Origin of the sequence: Peristeroidobacter soli (assembly GCF_004138485.1) — a bacterium.
Lineage (GTDB): Bacteria > Pseudomonadota > Gammaproteobacteria > Steroidobacterales > Steroidobacteraceae > Steroidobacter > Steroidobacter soli.
Genome location: NZ_ML142848.1, coordinates 1,353,638 through 1,368,240 on the forward strand (window position 1 = coordinate 1,353,638; position 14,603 = coordinate 1,368,240).

The window sequence follows — 14,603 nt, forward strand, 5'->3', positions numbered from 1 at the left end:
ATGAGTTACAGCAAACTGTTGATCGGCGCCGTGGCTGCCTCGTGGCTGGCCGGTTGCACGATGGCTCCCACTTACGAACGCCCCGCCGCGCCGGTCGCGGCGGACTATCCGGATGCAGGCAGCGCGTCGAGCGCGACGATCGCCGACATTCAGTGGCGCGAGTTCTATGCCGATCCGAAGTTGCGGGAGCTGATCGATCTGTCGCTCGCCAACAACCGTGACCTGCGCGTCGCAATTCTGAACATCGATCAGGCTCGCGCGCAGTATCGGATTCAGCGCTCGCAGAGCTTTCCGCAGCTCGATGCGGTTGGTAACGAAAGCGTGAATCGCGTTCCTGCCAGCGTGTCGCAAACTGGCAGCTCGATGACGACGCGGCAGTTCAACGCGAACATTGCGCTCAGCGCTTACGAGCTGGATCTGTTCGGTCGCGTGCGCAGCTTGAATGGCCAGGCGCTCGAGAGATTTCTTGCGACCGGCGAAGCGCGCAAGGCGACGCAGATCAGCCTGATCGCGGAAGTCGCCAATGCTTATCTCACTTGGTCGGCGGATCTGGAACAGCTCGCGCTCGCTCAACAGACGTTGCAGAGCCAGAGCGAAAGCTATGATCTGACCAAGCGCCGCTTCGAGCTGGGCAGCGCGTCCGAGTTGACGTTGCGCCAGATTCAAACGAGCGTCGATACAGCACGCGTGAATGTCGCGACCTACACGCGACTGATCGCTCAGGATCGAAATGCGCTCGTGTTACTGCTCGGCACTGCCGTGCCGGAGCATCTGACGCCTGCTTCCTTGAGCGACACGGTTAGCACGGTCGCTGATTTGCCTGCGGGTCTTCCTTCGGCTCTGCTGACTCGCCGCCCTGACATCTTGCAGGCAGAACACGAGCTCAAAGCCGCAAACTTCAACATCGGCGCAGCGCGCGCGGCCTTCTATCCACGCATCACACTGACTGGCTCGGCGGGTAGCAGCAGCAATGATTTGAACGGCCTGTTCGAAAGCGGCTCCGGCGCGTGGAGCTTCGTGCCTCAGATCAGCATCCCGCTGTTCGCCGGCGGCGCCAATCGCGCCAACCTCGACGCGGCTCATGTCGGCCGCCAGATCGAAGTCGCGCAGTACGAGCAGGCAATTCAGACGGCCTTCCGCGAAGTCGCCGACGCCCTCGCCGAACGCAACACCCTCGGCGACCAGCTCTCCGCGCGCCAGTCGCTCGTCGAAGCCACCGCCACCAGCTTCCGACTCTCGCAAGCCCGCTTCGAACGCGGCGTCGACAGCTACCTGGACGTCCTCGACTCGCAACGCTCCCTCTACACCGCCCAACAAGGCCTGATCGACGCCCGCCTGCAGAAGCTCACCAATACTGTCACCCTGTACAAGGCGTTAGGCGGCGGCTGGTCGGAGTAGAGGTTCCCGCCGGGGCGGTTCTGGCTTACAATGCCGCCCCTTCGCTTTCCGCGCACCGCTTCTCGGGTATAGCAACCTGCTGTATCCCAAAGGGAAATGCCGACTTAGCTCAGTTGGTAGAGCTACTGATTTGTAATCAGTGGGTCGGGGGTTCGAGTCCCTCAGTCGGCACCACTTCCGCACGCATCGCTTAGCTGAGGGCAGCAACGCGTTCACTCGTTACAGGCAAGACTTCCAGTCTGTGCACCAGAGCAAGTATGTTGACGCGGACCTTCACCCCCCGTTGATCGGGATGGCGATCGTCACAACGTGACCGCCATCATCCATGCTCCCGCCTAGGCTGCCACTGTCAGCCGGACTCCGAGTGAATCCAACACCTTCCGGACTGTTTCGTATCTCACCTTGGCACCGGGCGCCAGCGCCTTATACAGACTCTCTCGCCCCAACCCGGATGCCTTCGCGACTTGAGAAACGCCGCGGGCCTTTGCCACGTTGGCCATGGCGCGAAGAAACGTATCAGGGTTCGGATCTTCCAGTGCTGCCGCGAGATACTCGGCGATGACTTCCTCATTATCGAGAAATTCGGCGGCATCGAATGGCGCGAGCTCCGCAGCGCGCGACCTGGTCTTCGTGGAATGCTTCGCCTTCTTCATACTCATTCCTCCAATTCGCGCGCAAGCTGAATCGCACGCTTGATGTCACGCCTTTGCATGGACTTGTCTCCGCCCAACAGCAGCACATACACGACTCTTCCCTGTCGCGTGAAATACACCCGGTAACCCGGCCCGGTGTGAATGCGCATTTCACTGACGCCCTCACCTACTGGCTCACAATCACCGAAGTTTCCTAACTCCGCCGCATCCAGCCGCGCAACGATGCGCGCCTTGCCTCTGGGATCGCGCAACTGCCGCATCCATTTGGCAAACTCCGCCGTCCGGACCAGGGTGTTGACTACCTCCATTGTATCCGCCCGGATACAGGAATACCAGACTGAAAGAACATGTCCGCCTCTCATGATCATTTGGTCCTCGAACCCCATGATCGTGGCATCTCCACACCGACCCGCAGACAGCTGAAAAGGGGCTTGAACCGCTGGGTAAGCCACTTTCTTTTTTCTGAAATTGTGATTCGAAATGCCTCTCGAGAACGCCACCTCCGCGCGATTGCCCCAGACGATCACCCGCGCACCAGGCACACGCGGGCAGCCCACGGCAATCACGCCGAGGCTTCTGGTCCGCTTGCATCCCCCGCCGATATCATTGCGCCCATGCCACTCCCGGCAGGACGCTAGAAGCAACTCATGACCCGGCGAGCTCTGACCTTCCTTGCCTGTCTCACCCTCTACGCCACAGCATCGGTCGCAGCGACGCCCGTGTTGAAACTCTGGCGCCTGGACTGCGGCGCCATCCTGGAAAGCGATCTGAACTTGTTCTCCGACACGTACGCATACGTCGGCCAGTCAAAAGAGTTGACAGTGAGCTGCTATCTCATCAAGCACGGAGACAGGTACATGCTGTGGGACACAGGCTTAGCCACCGAAGCGCTGGGCAAGCCACTGCAAGGTCCAGGCGCGACAGGCGAGAGTTTGAGCAAGTCGATACCGGATCAGTTGAAGACGCTGGGCATCGAGACGAAGCAGATCGGGATCATCGGGATCAGTCACTATCACTACGACCACACCGGACAGGCCGCAACGTTTCCACGAGCACGACTGCTGATGGGCAAAGGAGACATCGCCGCGCTACGAACGCCGGGAAGTGAACGGGCAAAGCCGCTGGCGCATTGGCTGAGCGGCGAAGGCAAGTTGGAGGAAATAAACGGGGATAAGGATGTGTTCGGCGATCAAAGTGTAGTGATGATCGACCTGCCGGGACACACACCCGGGCACCACGGCCTGCTCGTGAAGCTCTCGAAACAATACGTCCTGTTGTCCGGCGACGTGGCGCACTTCGAGCAGAACTACGCCACGAACGGCGTGCCAGTCTTCAACACGGATCGAGCGCAGTCGCTCGCATCGTTGGATCGATTCAAGGGGCTCGCGAAGAATCTGCGCGCGGCCGTGGTGATTCAGCACGAGCAGGCGGACATCAAGAAGCTGCCCGCCTTTCCGGCGTACGCGGAATAAAAACAAAAGGGCCCGCGACTCACGCCACGGGCCCCTCGAACTGCTGGCGATGCAGAACTACTTCTTCTTGCGCACAGCCTTCACAGCCGCCTCGGCGTTGATGAAGCCATAGCCGTCGAGTTGGCTGTAGCCCTTGCCAATGAGGTTGAAGAACTCGCCGCGGAAGCCGCCGCCGCCTTCGTACGTGCCGAAGAAGCTCGCGCCGCCAGGAATGACATCGCCCGAAGGAAGCGACACGCCGCCGCCCAGCAAGTCGGCGGAGTTACCGCCGGCTGCGACGTTCGGTCCGGCGGCGTCGGCTTCGTCGCGATCGATGCCGAACGACAGCAGGTCGCCGCTACGGAACGAGCCGGGACGGAAAGCGAGATCGAGCTGTTTCCATTGACCCGCGACACCCGGCAGATCGGCAGGCAGCGACGCAGTGGCGGTCACATCCGACGCACTCAATCCCACCGTGCGACCGACAACGAACGGCTGACCCGGCGCGGGCAACGGCGCGCTGCGCTCATCGAACACGATGCCCTTCGGCGTCTGAGTCACATTGCCACCGCTGCCGTTGATGGAGAAGCTCGCCAGTTTTCGCAACCCGAGTTGCGTGATCGTGAACACGTTGGGATCGAACTGACTGATGGAGTTCTGATCGGCCGCTGCATTGACCGCGATCAGACTGCCGCCCGACAGCGCGAAGCCCGACGAGAAGAACGGATCGAGATCGTGACGGAAGGCGCTGTCCTGCAGGACCTTGCGCATCTTCTCCGGCTTCACCGAGCCCGGTCCGCCCGCCGCGTTGAGCACCAGCGCCGCGATCGCCGCCGCGTGCGGAGCCGCCGCACTGGTGCCGAAGAAGTTCGGGAAGGTGTCCGGATCAACGATCGAGTCCGAGGTGAAGAACGTGGTGTTGGCACCGTCCATCGCCGCCATGTCCGGCTTCTGGCGAATCTGCGGCGTGCGATAGCGCTTGTTGTTCTTGTCGAAATAAATCGTCGACGGTCCGGGCGACGTGAACGCCTCCGGAACAAACGGCGCGTAGAACGCATAGGCCGCGACACCCATCGCGCCTTCAGCCGAGTTGTGGCCGTAGGTCACGGGCCCGAGATAGCTGAAATACTCCTGCGGATTCACGCCGCTGAAGCCGACGTAACGAATGCGATCCGCGACATTCCGGTTCTTGCTCTTTGGCGTATTGGCACGCGCGACCACCATCTGCAGCGTGGCACCCGGCAACTGGCCGATCTCCACGGGCCGGTTGGTGAATCGGTTCTGTTCCGCGAAGGCGCCGATGAAGGTTCCGTTCTGGAGGAAGAACAGCAAGTTGTAATCCGACAGCACTTGCTCGACCACTTCCACCTGCTGCACGCGATACGAGTAATCGCCGAACTGCGCCGCGCCGAAGCTGTCGACCACGACCGTATAGGTACCGTTCAGCGGCAACTCCAGAATCAGCGACTCAGGATTGGTGGTGGAATCGACGAACTGGATTTCCTGACCGTTCGGATCGAGCAAGGTGAAAGTCAGATCCGGATTCGGCGTGCCGGTCGTGGAACTGTCGGCGTCGACAAATATTTCCACCAGCCGCCCGGCGGTCCCGGGGAAAGTGAAGGTCGACGTTCCGCCCGGCGGCACCGTGCTCACCCCGGAAACGATCGGCGCGCCCACCGGCGTGGGCGGAATCGGGTCATACGGCTCGTTCCACTGGAACACCATGGTGCTGCCATTGGTGAACGCGATGGTCTGGGCGATATCGACGTCCTTGCCACCGGCAAAGTTGTGGAAGCCGCCTGCATACAGCGCCGGATCGACGCCGCTGAAGTCGAGATTGGTGCCGGCCCACGACGATGAATCCGCCGGCACCAGACGAACTTTCGAGTCGTACGCCTGAGTCGCGGGACGATTGCCGGCGGACGAGAAATACGACACTCCCTTCGCCGCCACTTCATCCACGGCCTGCGCGACGATGCCGTCCTGGAAGAACGGTTCGGACAGATAGATGATGTCGTCGACGATGACGTCTGCCTTGAAACCCGGCACCGCGTTCGGCGCACTGGAGATGCCGGCGAGCGCGCGAATGTTGTTGGCGAAATTGACTTCGCCGCCGTTGGCGGTCGCGAAGCCCAGTCGCGCCTTCGGCGCCAGGTCGTGCACGATTTGTAACATCGCGCGGCCTTCGTCCGAAGCAGCCGGCCAGTCCTGGAGTACGACGACCGGTTCGGTGTTGCCGAAGGGATTGCCGGCGCCCGGCAAATCGCCGGTCGCGATGTCGGCCGCGGCGCTGTTGGGCGCAACGTTGGTATCGTAACTGTCCGACATCACGCCGACGGTGATGCCCTTGCCGTCGATGCCGGGAATCTTGTCGACGCGATGTTGAACGATGCCCTGGCTGTCGGTGGAACCCACGTTGGTCACCATCGGGCTCGACGGCACCACGGCCAGCACGCCCTTTTTGCCGGCGACACTCAGCAGCGAACTGCTGGGAACATAGGCTTCGACCACACCCGCGCGATAGCTCAGGTCCGTGGCCATGACTTCCACGCCCGCCGTACTCTTCAAGCTTGCGATCACGCTGGCAGCGGGCACTTTGCCATCGAGTGAGATGCGGACCAGCGCGCGGCCGGCGTCGTCGAACTGCACTGGATGGATCAACTGAACTTCAGAAACTGCAGCCCGGCGCGCGGCGGCGGCGGGTTGTGCAAGTTGTTCAAGTCCGCCGCCCAGATTGGCTGCGGTGGGCTTGGCATCGGCGGTGAAGGGCAAGAATCCCAGCGCGGCTGTTAGAACCAGCCAGCGCAATCCCTCATGACTGTTCATGAAACATGCTCCGTGTTCGTGTTCCGACGGGTGCCAGATCGTTGTTGTTGTCGGGGCGGCGATGCGCCCGAAACACATCGGATCTTCCTACGTGAATGCTCACGTTCGGCCGACGCTACGCCGACCGCCGATCCGATTCAAGCCGCATTCCTGCCGATGCACCGAATGTTTGCTAAATGCTTTACGCGACTGCGCCGACGTTGTTACATATGGGTCATGACTCGTTCCAACCATCGACTCTTGTTCGTGTTGCTCGCCCTCTATGCGGTGGCCAGCTTGCTGCATTTTGTACACAACGCCGAATTTCTCGCTGACTACCCGGGACTGCCGGCCTCGTGGTCCAGCGCCGGCGTCTACTTGGCTTGGGTGACAATGACTGCCGTCGGTGGAATCGGAGCGTTGCTGGTATACCGGGCGCGCGAGTGGATCGGGCTGCTGTTGCTGGCGGTATACGCCGCGCTCGGGCTGGACAGCCTCGGCCACTACGTAGTCGCGCCCCTCTCGGCACACAGCGCGATGATGAACACGACCATCCTGCTCGAAGTCGGTGCGGCGGCACTGGTGTTATTGGAAGTCACGCGCCGCATGGTTGGATTGATGGCGAGCCGGCGCGCGCTGATCAAGTAACGCGCACAGCAAATCCGCCCGCGTTGGAGTACCCTCCTGGCTTTCGAATCCAGGTGAAAAGCGATATGTCCATCGACGGCCGGCACGACATTGAAGGACTGCAGCGGATTGGTGCCATCGTGGCGGAAGTGCGCGAGGCCTTGGGTGCTCGCGTGGCGCCTGGCGTGACCACCGGGGAACTGGACGATCTGGGCAAGGAGATTCTCACTCGCCATGGTGCCCGCTCGGCGCCGCAACTGGCGTATGGATTTCCGGGCACCACCTGCATCAGCGTCAACGACAACATCGCGCACGGCATTCCGTCTTCCTCGCGCGTTCTGCAGGAAGGCGATCTGGTCAACATCGACGTGTCCGCTGAGCTGAACGGCTACTGGGCCGACACCGGCGCGAGCTTTCCGGTCGGCGCCGTCTCTGTTCAGTCCGCGCAGCTGTTGAAAGCCACCAAGCTGGCGCTGGAAGATGCGATGGAACAGGTAACGGCCGGCGCGCCGATGCACGGCATCGGCCGTGCGGTCGAGCATCGCGCCAAGAGCTGTGGATTCCGGGTCATCCGGAATTTATGCGGGCACGGCGTGGGCCGTTACATCCACGAAGAGCCGCAGGTCCCCAACACGTTCGATCCGCGCAATCGAACCGTGCTGAAGGAAGGTTGGGTGATCACCATCGAACCCTTCCTCACGACCCGCGCGACGAAGGCAGTGACCGCCGAGGATGGTTGGACACTGCGCACCCCGGATGGCAGCCGAGGCGCACAGTTCGAGCATACGATGATCATCACGCGCGATCGTCCCATCGTCGTGACCTGAGCCGTCACCACTCGTAACGCAAAGTTCCGATGACGGTGCGCGACGCGCCGAAGTCATAGCTCAGGAACGTCGACCCCATCCACACCGGCGCGCCGAGCAAACGCGTGCCTGTGGTCGTCGGCGTCACACCGCTCGCCGGCGCGGAACAACCAGTGCCCCTCCGCATCGAGCGGACAAGTGACGTCTAAGTTGGCGAGTTGCGTGCCGTAGTTGCCCGTCCCGTCGTGGGCGCACGATGCATATTCATTGAGCACTGGCTGGCTGTTCGGCGCGGGGCTGTGGGCGGGCTATGGAGCGCGGCCCCTGCTTTTAATAAGAAGGGGCCGCGGCGGCCGAGATGATAATGGCTTGCATCCGGGATGTAAGTCGCGTCTATCGGTTCAGCACCACCACCGAGATCGCGCCGTCCACATTGACTCCATCGCTGCTGTTTCTCAGCTCCAGCGGCCGCCCGAGGATGCCCTGATAGGTGTGGCTGAACGTGATCTTGCCTCGGTCCTTATCCGCCTTGGTCGGCGTCACCGTCACTTGCAGCTCGTAGTTTTCCGCGTTCAGCCGACGCACCGCCATCGCCACCACATTGGGTGGCAGATCCAGGGTGAAGCGCTCGCCGGGCCGCGTTTCGAAGGTGGAACGGATGGTGTTGTCGGTGCCCTGGCTGGCGACGCGAATTTCGTAATGCGCTCGAAACACTTCCGTGGCACTGGCCGCGCCCACCCCTAGAAACGCAGCGCCCAGAAGCACTGCCAGCGTACCGATCGTCTTCATTGCTTCTCTCCGTGCTCAGTCTTCCCGTCCGGCTATTCGCGATCTCACCGCATCTGGAGGCGCGCGGAACAGTCGTCGGCGAGCGACGCCGGCAGCCGGCGACGCCCCTATTGAACTGATCCAGGCACCTGTATATAACAACAGTTCCCAGCCACCTTCTCCGCCCGCCATGGACTACCGCGATCCCATCGTCGTCATCGACGACACCATTGAGAATCTGGTGTATCTCGTTGAATGGTGGTTGGAAGACCTGGACATCGCGGTGGCGCGCGATTTCGATTTGTTGACCCGTGAAGACGCGAAGACGATCTCGGCGTTGCGCGCGACGCGACGATTGCTGCCACGCCTGCGCATCGTTCGTTCCAACTACGAAGGCAGTCCGCTACTTCCCGACGCGCAGGGCTTTGCGCGCGATCGAGCGATGGATGAGTTCTGCGAGCGCAGCCGCATTCAATTGCGTCACCTGTTGAACCCACCCGGCGAGGATTCGCCGCCAGGAACTTGATTCTCACCCATGGCGATCGAAAGCATGGGCCATGGGCATCGTGAGCGCGCGTGTCGAGAACACGGTGCCGGACTTCAAGAAGTTCATCGAAGAACGCGGCCGGGAAACCGGCGCCTGGCGCGGCGAGGTCGACAACAGCCGGCCCGTTTGAAACTTTCACACTCACCCGCGCCGTCACGTCGTCCGGAACCGACGCGTGCACGGCGCGTTCGCTTCCTGTCGAACAAACGAATCGTCCGGCTCGCGCCGGCGATTCATGTCTCAGGTTTGGAAAAAGTTATAAGTGAGGTGGATCATGAAAGTTGCGACCATGCTGCTGATGGCGGCACTGAGTACGGCGAGCGTGGCCGCGCTCGGTGCGGACGCGATCTCTGCGGAAGATTTTGTGAAGAAGGCCGGCGAGTCCGGCGTGGCTGAAGTCGAAATGGGCAAGCTCGGAGCGGCGAAATCCGGCAATGCCGACGTGAAAGCCTTCGCGCAAAAGATGGTGACGGATCACACCAAAGCCAACAAGGAGCTGATGGCCGCGGCCAAGGCGAAGAACCTGAAGGTACCCACTGAACCGGGCCTGATACACAAAGGCATGAAGGAGAAATTCGAGCATCAATCCGCCGACGCGGACTTCAACCACGACTTCATGCAACAGATGGTGAAGGATCACGAGGCGGCGGTGGAGCTGTTCCAGACGGCGGCCAACGATACGACGCTGGATCCCGATCTGCGTGCCCTGGCGAAGAAAACATTGCCGACCTTGCAACAGCATCTGAGCGATGCCCAGAAGCTGGAAGCGAAGCTGGCGAAAAAGACCTGAGTGAATGAGTTGCGTGGAAGCCGACCGGAACCGGTAGGCTTCCCGCAACTCGCGTCGATCTGGAATGATCCGGATCAATCGCCCTTATCGCCCTGCCCCGGCCTGGCCTTGCGCCTGGCGGTCTTACGACGATCCCTCGATAACGATGCACTCACATCGTCGCTCTCCTTGAATTGGCCGCTCGCCACGGTGCGTTCGATCATCCGCCGCTCGGGCCAGATGTCCGAATCGCCGCGACGCCCGCGTGTTCATTCTCAAGAAGATGGATCACACCATCAGCACGCTGGCGCCTTCGTCGGTGACGATGCTGTCGCGCGAGGCCATTCTGGATATCACATCGCGTTACCCGAGGCTGACGCGCGCGTTCTGGTGGAACACGCTGGTCGAGGAGGCGATCGGCCGTCAATGGCTGGTGAGCATCGGTCAGCGCACGGCGCTGGAACGCATCGCGCATCTGTTCTGCGAGATCTACGTTCGACTGCAGTCCGTGGGCCTCGCGACGCCGGAAGGCTGTGAGCTGCCGGTCACTCAATCCGAGCTCACCGATACGGTTGCGCTGTCCACCGTGCATGTGAATCGCACTCTGAAGGAGCTGCGTCGCGTGGGATTGGTCTCGATGAGCAGCAAATCGCTGGTCATCCACGACTTCGCCGGCCTGCGCTCGCTGGCCATGTTCGACCCGGGCTACCTGCATCTGGAAGGCGAAGGACTGGTGAAGGACCGCTTCAGCAACGTGCTGCTGAAAACGCTGTAAACGTCACGACGCGGCGGCACTCAGCCCGCTCGCAATGGCAGAGCGCGCATTGAACGGGCCCCGCGCCTCACTCAAATAGTTCATCAGTTCCCCGGCACGAACCACGCTGCTGTCTTCGGCACAGACGCGCTCTCGTGCCGCGACCGCCATCTGCTCCGCTTGCGCATCACTGACGTTTTCCAGGTGCTGCGTCACCTCGTCCGCCGAGCGGGCCAGCAGGATTTCCTTGCCCGGCTCCAATACCTCATCGATGCCCTCCCACTGATCGGCAATGATGGGCGTGCCACAAACAGCCGCTTCGAGCAAACGCGTGCTGGGCGAGTAACCGAGCTGTCTCACGTCCGCGCGCGTGAGATGCAAGGTGAATCGTTGCCGCCCATAGAGCTGGGCGTGCGAGCCCGGCGCAATGTGATCGATGCGCAATACATTCTTTGGCCAGCTCAATTGCGCCGGAAACTCCGCGCCGATCACGGCGAAGCGCCGCTTCGGCAGACGCCGTGCCGGCTCGCTCAGCAACTGCTGCAGCGCTGGCTGACGATCGTCGCTATAGATGCCGAGGTAACCCAGATCGATGTCACGTCGCACTCCCGTGGGCTGGTGCTGATCGACATCCACACTGCAATACAAACGCCGGACGCCTCTCGCGCCAGACTCTCGTTCCAGTCGCTGCAGGACCGGTCCGCCAGTGGAACTCAGGATCATGTCGAATTCGGGCACGTGCGCCGCCCGCAGATATTCACAGCTGTCGTCCTGCAATCCCGCGAGAGTCGTTGGCGCATCGAGATCGTAGAATGCTTTGACGCCGGTGGCGCAATCGAGCGCCCAATCGCAAACGCGCCTGCCGTCATCCACGCGAGAACCAACGATCACGGCAGCCGCGGCGCGAATGCGAGGTGAGTATCTGGCACGCAGCTCCTCGACGTCCTCGTACAGTCGCGACTGGCAGTACGACAGCACCGGTGCATCCCGATTGCTCGAATACCACGGTTGTTCCCGCTCGAGAAACACCACTTTCTGGCCGAGCTGCTGCAGGCCGTGAATCAAGGCCCGATACGCTGGAGCATGTCCATTGCGCCACGACGAAGTGATGGAGAGGCCGATGAATATGATTTCGTCAGAGCGCCGCACAGTGCACCTCCACATTGGTAACGCACGGCAGGGTGCGAAGTTCTGTTACGGGCGGGTCAGCGGACGCTGTCCTGAAAATTCCAACCGTGAACCAATATCCCAGGTGGGTCCGGGTCATCGAAATCCACCGGTGCCGCCCCCACTATGCGGACATGAGACAAGCCGATTTCTTTCAGCCCGCGTTACCCGCCGGTCTGATCTATCGAAAAGACTTCATTACTGCGGTCGAGGAGCAGGCTCTGGTAGCGGAGATCCAAGGGCTGCCGCTGCAAGAGGCTCGTTATCAGCAATACACCGCGCGACGGCGCACGGTGAACTACGGGTTCTCTTACGACTTCACTCACTTGAAGTCCGACGCCGCGCCGCCGATCCCTGAATTCCTGAGCCCTTTGCGTACACGGGCGGCCGAATGGCTCGGCCTGCAGCCGGGAGATTTCGTGCAGGCATTGATCGCGGAATATCGGCCCGGCACGCAGCTCGGCTGGCATCGCGACGTACCGGATTACGAACAGATCGTGGGCATCTCGCTCGCGGGGCACGCCCGGCTGCGCTTCCGGCCGTATCCCTGGTCGCCGGAGAAAAAATCTCAGATGTTTGCGTTGGAGCTGGCGCCGCGCTCAGCGTACATCCTGCGCGATCAAGCGCGCTGGGGCTGGCAGCATCACGTGCCGCCGACCAAGGAATTGCGATATTCGATCACCTTCCGCACGGCCGGCGACGAGGTTCAGAAACGGACCACGACTTCGGCACCATAAGTGCGGCCTTCCTGCTGTAGCAAGGTCTGCGTGTGCTCTTCGGAGCCGGGGAACGGACGGTCCTCGTCGAAGGCATTGTAGATGCCCGCGGTCAGCTCGACCTTCGACCAGCGATCGTGGGTGTTCAACGTGAAATTGGTGATCCAGAACGCAGGGCTGCGGGTTCGGGCCAGCGTCAGGCTGTCGCTGTTGTATTGAACTGCCAGGTTCGCGAACACCTTGCTGCTCAACACCGGCACCGACGCGCTCAACTTGCCCAACTGGCGCGGCGAATTCGTGAGCTCCAGCTTCGTGCCGATGTCTTTGGCACGCTGGACAGTCCAGCTGCCGCGCAGGACGGTGCCGTTTTTGTAGGAACCCTCCAGCTCGAGCTCGACCCCGCGGGCGTGCACATCGTCCAGGTTTTCGTAATAGGGCTCGGCGTCCGCCGTTTCCACCTGCGTGATCAAGCCGTCGATGTAATAGGAGTAACCGGACAGACTGAAGCGATACGTCGAATTGAAATAGTGCTCGTACACCAGCTCGTAAGTATCGATCGTCTCCGGACGCAGCGCCGGATGATTGGCCTGTTCCGCGTTGTAATGACGCTCATACGGATTGGGCGCTCGGAACGCTTCCCCGTACAGGGCCTTGATCGCGGAGCTCGGTGAAGGATTGTAGATGGCGGCGAGACGAGGGTTGGTAGTGCCGCCGAAGCTCTCACCGTAGTAGTCGTAGCGCAGCCCCGCGGTCAGGCTGAAATCCTTGCGCAACTTCGCCTCTACTTGGCCGAACACACCGACGACGGCGCTGGTGTCGTCGCGGTCGACATAGTAGATGCGCGGCTCGACCGCATCGTACGAGACCTGGTACTCGCGTATGTTCGCCCGATATTCCGAGCCGAGAACAAACGTATATCGGTCCGTCGGCTGCAAGGTGAGCTGCACTTCGCTGTTCAACCAGTCGCCCCGCATTTCGTCACGGAGTATCGCTTCATAATCGCCTTCGCCGAGCAGCGCGTAGTTCATCGGGAAGTCGCCTTCGTACTGATACGAATCGTACGAGGCGCGCACATTCAAATGCACCTTGTCGCTGAACGCATGTTTGTAGCTCAGCTGCAGATAGCCACGCTTGTCGTCCGTCATTTCGCGCGGATCGCCAAACACCGTGTCGAATGACGCGGTCGGAATCTGCTTGCGCCTGTCGCTCAGATACAGCGAGGCCGCGAAACCGCCGTAGCGAACGCTGCTGAAGAACTTCGCAGCTCTTTCGTCGTCGAGGCCGCTCGCAAAGCCGTTGTTCGCGGCGAACGGACTGTCGGTGGTGCGCTGATCGAACTCGGGATAATGAAAATTCATTCCGTCGCTCGAGTAATGGGTCAGCGACACCAGCCAGTCGGCACCGCTGTCGAATGTCGTGCCATAAATGGCGCGCATTTTCTGAGTGTCGTAACTGGCAGTGTCGACCCCGAGCTCCGCGCCATCGACCCCGCGGCCCCGCTTCGTGATCACGTTGATCACACCGAAAAACGCGCTACTGCCATACAAAGACGAGCTCGGACCGCGGATGATCTCGACGCGATCGATCAGCTCCACATCGAGCATGGATTCCAGGCCCACCGAGCCGCTGTCGTAGACGTTGTCGTTCATGCGGTGACCGTCGATCAGCAGCAACACTCGCGTGCTGTAATCGCCCGGACGCAGGAAGCCACGCACGCCCACATAGGTGTAATTGCGATCGTTCGTGACATACAAGCCCCGAACGTCGCGCAGGACATCCGCCAGGCTGGTGTAACCGAAGCGACGAATGTCTTCGGCGGTGACGATACTGATGGATGACGGCGCCCGCGTCACGCGCTGCTCGTATTTCGAGGCGCCGTGGACCACATGAACATTCATGTCCATCAGCTGTTCGAGACTGAGCGTGTCGAGATCGCCACCATCGGCCAACGCGCCGACGCACACCAGCGTGAGCACGCTGGCGCCGGTCAGTGCACGCAGGAGATAACTTAAGTTAATCGTCATTTGCAGCGAGTTCGCCTCGATGTCCTGGATCTTCGGCGCAGCGGCGCACAGCATGCATAAGGCTTCTCCTTAAGCGGCCGGCAGGCGACCCGCAAACGCAGCAAAGTGAGATCCGAGT

The 14,603-nt window shown here is 61.3% G+C and carries 16 protein-coding genes and 1 tRNA gene; 9 read left to right on the forward strand and 8 right to left on the reverse strand.

The genetic code is table 11. The features are described from left to right. Both adeC and EKO19_RS05675 read left to right on the forward strand, forming a co-directional pair. Entirely contained in the window at window positions 1-1,398 is a 1,398-nt protein-coding gene (adeC, locus tag EKO19_RS05670; RefSeq protein ID WP_129775395.1) for an AdeC/AdeK/OprM family multidrug efflux complex outer membrane factor, read from the forward strand. Window positions 1,399-1,496: 98 nt separating this feature from the next. Continuing rightward, a tRNA-Thr gene (locus tag EKO19_RS05675) sits at window positions 1,497-1,572 on the forward strand. A gap of 161 nt (window positions 1,573-1,733) precedes the next feature. Here EKO19_RS05675 and EKO19_RS05680 read toward each other — a convergent pair. Both EKO19_RS05680 and EKO19_RS39650 read right to left on the reverse strand, forming a co-directional pair. Next, window positions 1,734-2,051 (reverse strand): addiction module antidote protein, encoded by a 318-nt coding sequence (locus tag EKO19_RS05680; RefSeq protein ID WP_129775396.1) that lies wholly within the window; start codon window positions 2,049-2,051, stop codon window positions 1,734-1,736. 2 nt (window positions 2,052-2,053) lie between these two features. Then, window positions 2,054-2,359: a type II toxin-antitoxin system RelE/ParE family toxin gene (locus EKO19_RS39650; protein ID WP_129776007.1), complete on the reverse strand. Its 306-nt coding sequence runs from the start codon at window positions 2,357-2,359 to the stop codon at window positions 2,054-2,056. Window positions 2,360-2,698: 339 nt separating this feature from the next. Between EKO19_RS39650 and EKO19_RS05690 the strand changes: the two genes are divergently transcribed. Next, window positions 2,699-3,523 carry an N-acyl homoserine lactonase family protein gene (locus EKO19_RS05690; RefSeq protein ID WP_129775397.1) on the forward strand — a complete coding sequence of 275 codons (825 nt, stop codon included), beginning with the start codon at window positions 2,699-2,701 and terminating at the stop codon, window positions 3,521-3,523. 57 nt (window positions 3,524-3,580) lie between these two features. On the opposite strand, the gene EKO19_RS38805 is transcribed toward EKO19_RS05690, so the two are convergent. After that, window positions 3,581-6,328 carry a S8 family serine peptidase gene (locus EKO19_RS38805; protein ID WP_217705129.1) on the reverse strand — a complete coding sequence of 916 codons (2,748 nt, stop codon included), beginning with the start codon at window positions 6,326-6,328 and terminating at the stop codon, window positions 3,581-3,583. 240 nt (window positions 6,329-6,568) lie between these two features. Here EKO19_RS38805 and EKO19_RS05700 point away from each other — a divergent pair, with 240 nt between their 5' ends. After that, a complete protein-coding gene (locus tag EKO19_RS05700) occupies window positions 6,569-6,955 on the forward strand; it encodes a hypothetical protein (protein WP_129775398.1) in 387 nt (128 codons plus the stop codon). Between the two features lie 65 nt (window positions 6,956-7,020). Continuing rightward, window positions 7,021-7,761: a type I methionyl aminopeptidase gene (map, locus tag EKO19_RS05705; protein WP_129776009.1), complete on the forward strand. Its 741-nt coding sequence runs from the start codon at window positions 7,021-7,023 to the stop codon at window positions 7,759-7,761. A gap of 4 nt (window positions 7,762-7,765) precedes the next feature. Here map and EKO19_RS39445 read toward each other — a convergent pair whose 3' ends face one another. Continuing rightward, window positions 7,766-7,888 (reverse strand): hypothetical protein, encoded by a 123-nt coding sequence (locus EKO19_RS39445; RefSeq protein WP_281281004.1) that lies wholly within the window; start codon window positions 7,886-7,888, stop codon window positions 7,766-7,768. A gap of 245 nt (window positions 7,889-8,133) precedes the next feature. Next, window positions 8,134-8,529: a hypothetical protein gene (locus EKO19_RS05710; protein ID WP_129775399.1), complete on the reverse strand. Its 396-nt coding sequence runs from the start codon at window positions 8,527-8,529 to the stop codon at window positions 8,134-8,136. A 169-nt stretch (window positions 8,530-8,698) separates the two neighbouring features. On the opposite strand from EKO19_RS05710, the gene EKO19_RS05715 reads away from it, so the two are divergent. Together EKO19_RS05715 and EKO19_RS05725 are read left to right on the forward strand one after the other, a co-directional pair. Beyond that, window positions 8,699-9,034, forward strand: coding sequence for a hypothetical protein (locus tag EKO19_RS05715; RefSeq protein ID WP_129775400.1), 336 nt, complete (start codon window positions 8,699-8,701; stop codon window positions 9,032-9,034). 295 nt (window positions 9,035-9,329) lie between these two features. Continuing rightward, on the forward strand, window positions 9,330-9,845 hold the full coding sequence (locus EKO19_RS05725; protein ID WP_129775401.1) for a DUF4142 domain-containing protein: 516 nt from the start codon (window positions 9,330-9,332) through the stop codon (window positions 9,843-9,845). 74 nt (window positions 9,846-9,919) lie between these two features. Here the strand turns inward: EKO19_RS05725 and EKO19_RS39450 are convergent, their stop codons facing one another. Beyond that, window positions 9,920-10,048, reverse strand: coding sequence for a hypothetical protein (locus EKO19_RS39450; protein ID WP_281281005.1), 129 nt, complete (start codon window positions 10,046-10,048; stop codon window positions 9,920-9,922). 41 nt (window positions 10,049-10,089) lie between these two features. On the opposite strand from EKO19_RS39450, the gene EKO19_RS05730 reads away from it, so the two are divergent. Beyond that, window positions 10,090-10,599 (forward strand): Crp/Fnr family transcriptional regulator, encoded by a 510-nt coding sequence (locus tag EKO19_RS05730; protein ID WP_129775402.1) that lies wholly within the window; start codon window positions 10,090-10,092, stop codon window positions 10,597-10,599. 3 nt (window positions 10,600-10,602) lie between these two features. Here EKO19_RS05730 and EKO19_RS05735 read toward each other — a convergent pair whose 3' ends face one another. Next, entirely contained in the window at window positions 10,603-11,727 is a 1,125-nt protein-coding gene (locus EKO19_RS05735) for a CgeB family protein (RefSeq protein WP_157995127.1), read from the reverse strand. Window positions 11,728-11,879: 152 nt separating this feature from the next. Here EKO19_RS05735 and EKO19_RS05740 point away from each other — a divergent pair, with 152 nt between their 5' ends. Beyond that, complete coding sequence (locus EKO19_RS05740; protein WP_129775404.1) at window positions 11,880-12,482, forward strand: alpha-ketoglutarate-dependent dioxygenase AlkB; 603 nt, start codon at window positions 11,880-11,882, stop codon at window positions 12,480-12,482. Here the strand turns inward: EKO19_RS05740 and EKO19_RS05745 are convergent. Beyond that, window positions 12,452-14,539 (reverse strand): TonB-dependent receptor plug domain-containing protein, encoded by a 2,088-nt coding sequence (locus tag EKO19_RS05745; protein WP_129775405.1) that lies wholly within the window; start codon window positions 14,537-14,539, stop codon window positions 12,452-12,454. The two genes, EKO19_RS05740 and EKO19_RS05745, sit on opposite strands and share 31 nt — an antisense overlap. Window positions 14,540-14,603: the final 64 nt, after the last annotated feature.

Excerpts from the sequence above, each read along its gene's own strand:
- adeC (WP_129775395.1), top strand. The coding sequence starts at position 1 with ATGAGTTACAGCAAACTGTTGATCGGCGCCGTGGCTGCCTCGTGGCTG.
- EKO19_RS05680 (WP_129775396.1), bottom strand. The coding sequence starts at position 2,051 with ATGAAGAAGGCGAAGCATTCCACGAAGACCAGGTCGCGCGCTGCGGAG.
- EKO19_RS39650 (WP_129776007.1), bottom strand. The coding sequence starts at position 2,359 with ATGGAGGTAGTCAACACCCTGGTCCGGACGGCGGAGTTTGCCAAATGG.
- EKO19_RS05690 (WP_129775397.1), top strand. The coding sequence starts at position 2,699 with ATGACCCGGCGAGCTCTGACCTTCCTTGCCTGTCTCACCCTCTACGCC.
- EKO19_RS38805 (WP_217705129.1), bottom strand. The coding sequence starts at position 6,328 with ATGAACAGTCATGAGGGATTGCGCTGGCTGGTTCTAACAGCCGCGCTG.
- map (WP_129776009.1), top strand. The coding sequence starts at position 7,021 with ATGTCCATCGACGGCCGGCACGACATTGAAGGACTGCAGCGGATTGGT.
- EKO19_RS05710 (WP_129775399.1), bottom strand. The coding sequence starts at position 8,529 with ATGAAGACGATCGGTACGCTGGCAGTGCTTCTGGGCGCTGCGTTTCTA.
- EKO19_RS05715 (WP_129775400.1), top strand. The coding sequence starts at position 8,699 with ATGGACTACCGCGATCCCATCGTCGTCATCGACGACACCATTGAGAAT.
- EKO19_RS05725 (WP_129775401.1), top strand. The coding sequence starts at position 9,330 with ATGAAAGTTGCGACCATGCTGCTGATGGCGGCACTGAGTACGGCGAGC.
- EKO19_RS39450 (WP_281281005.1), bottom strand. The coding sequence starts at position 10,048 with ATGATCGAACGCACCGTGGCGAGCGGCCAATTCAAGGAGAGCGACGAT.
- EKO19_RS05740 (WP_129775404.1), top strand. The coding sequence starts at position 11,880 with ATGAGACAAGCCGATTTCTTTCAGCCCGCGTTACCCGCCGGTCTGATC.
- EKO19_RS05745 (WP_129775405.1), bottom strand. The coding sequence starts at position 14,539 with ATGCTGTGCGCCGCTGCGCCGAAGATCCAGGACATCGAGGCGAACTCG.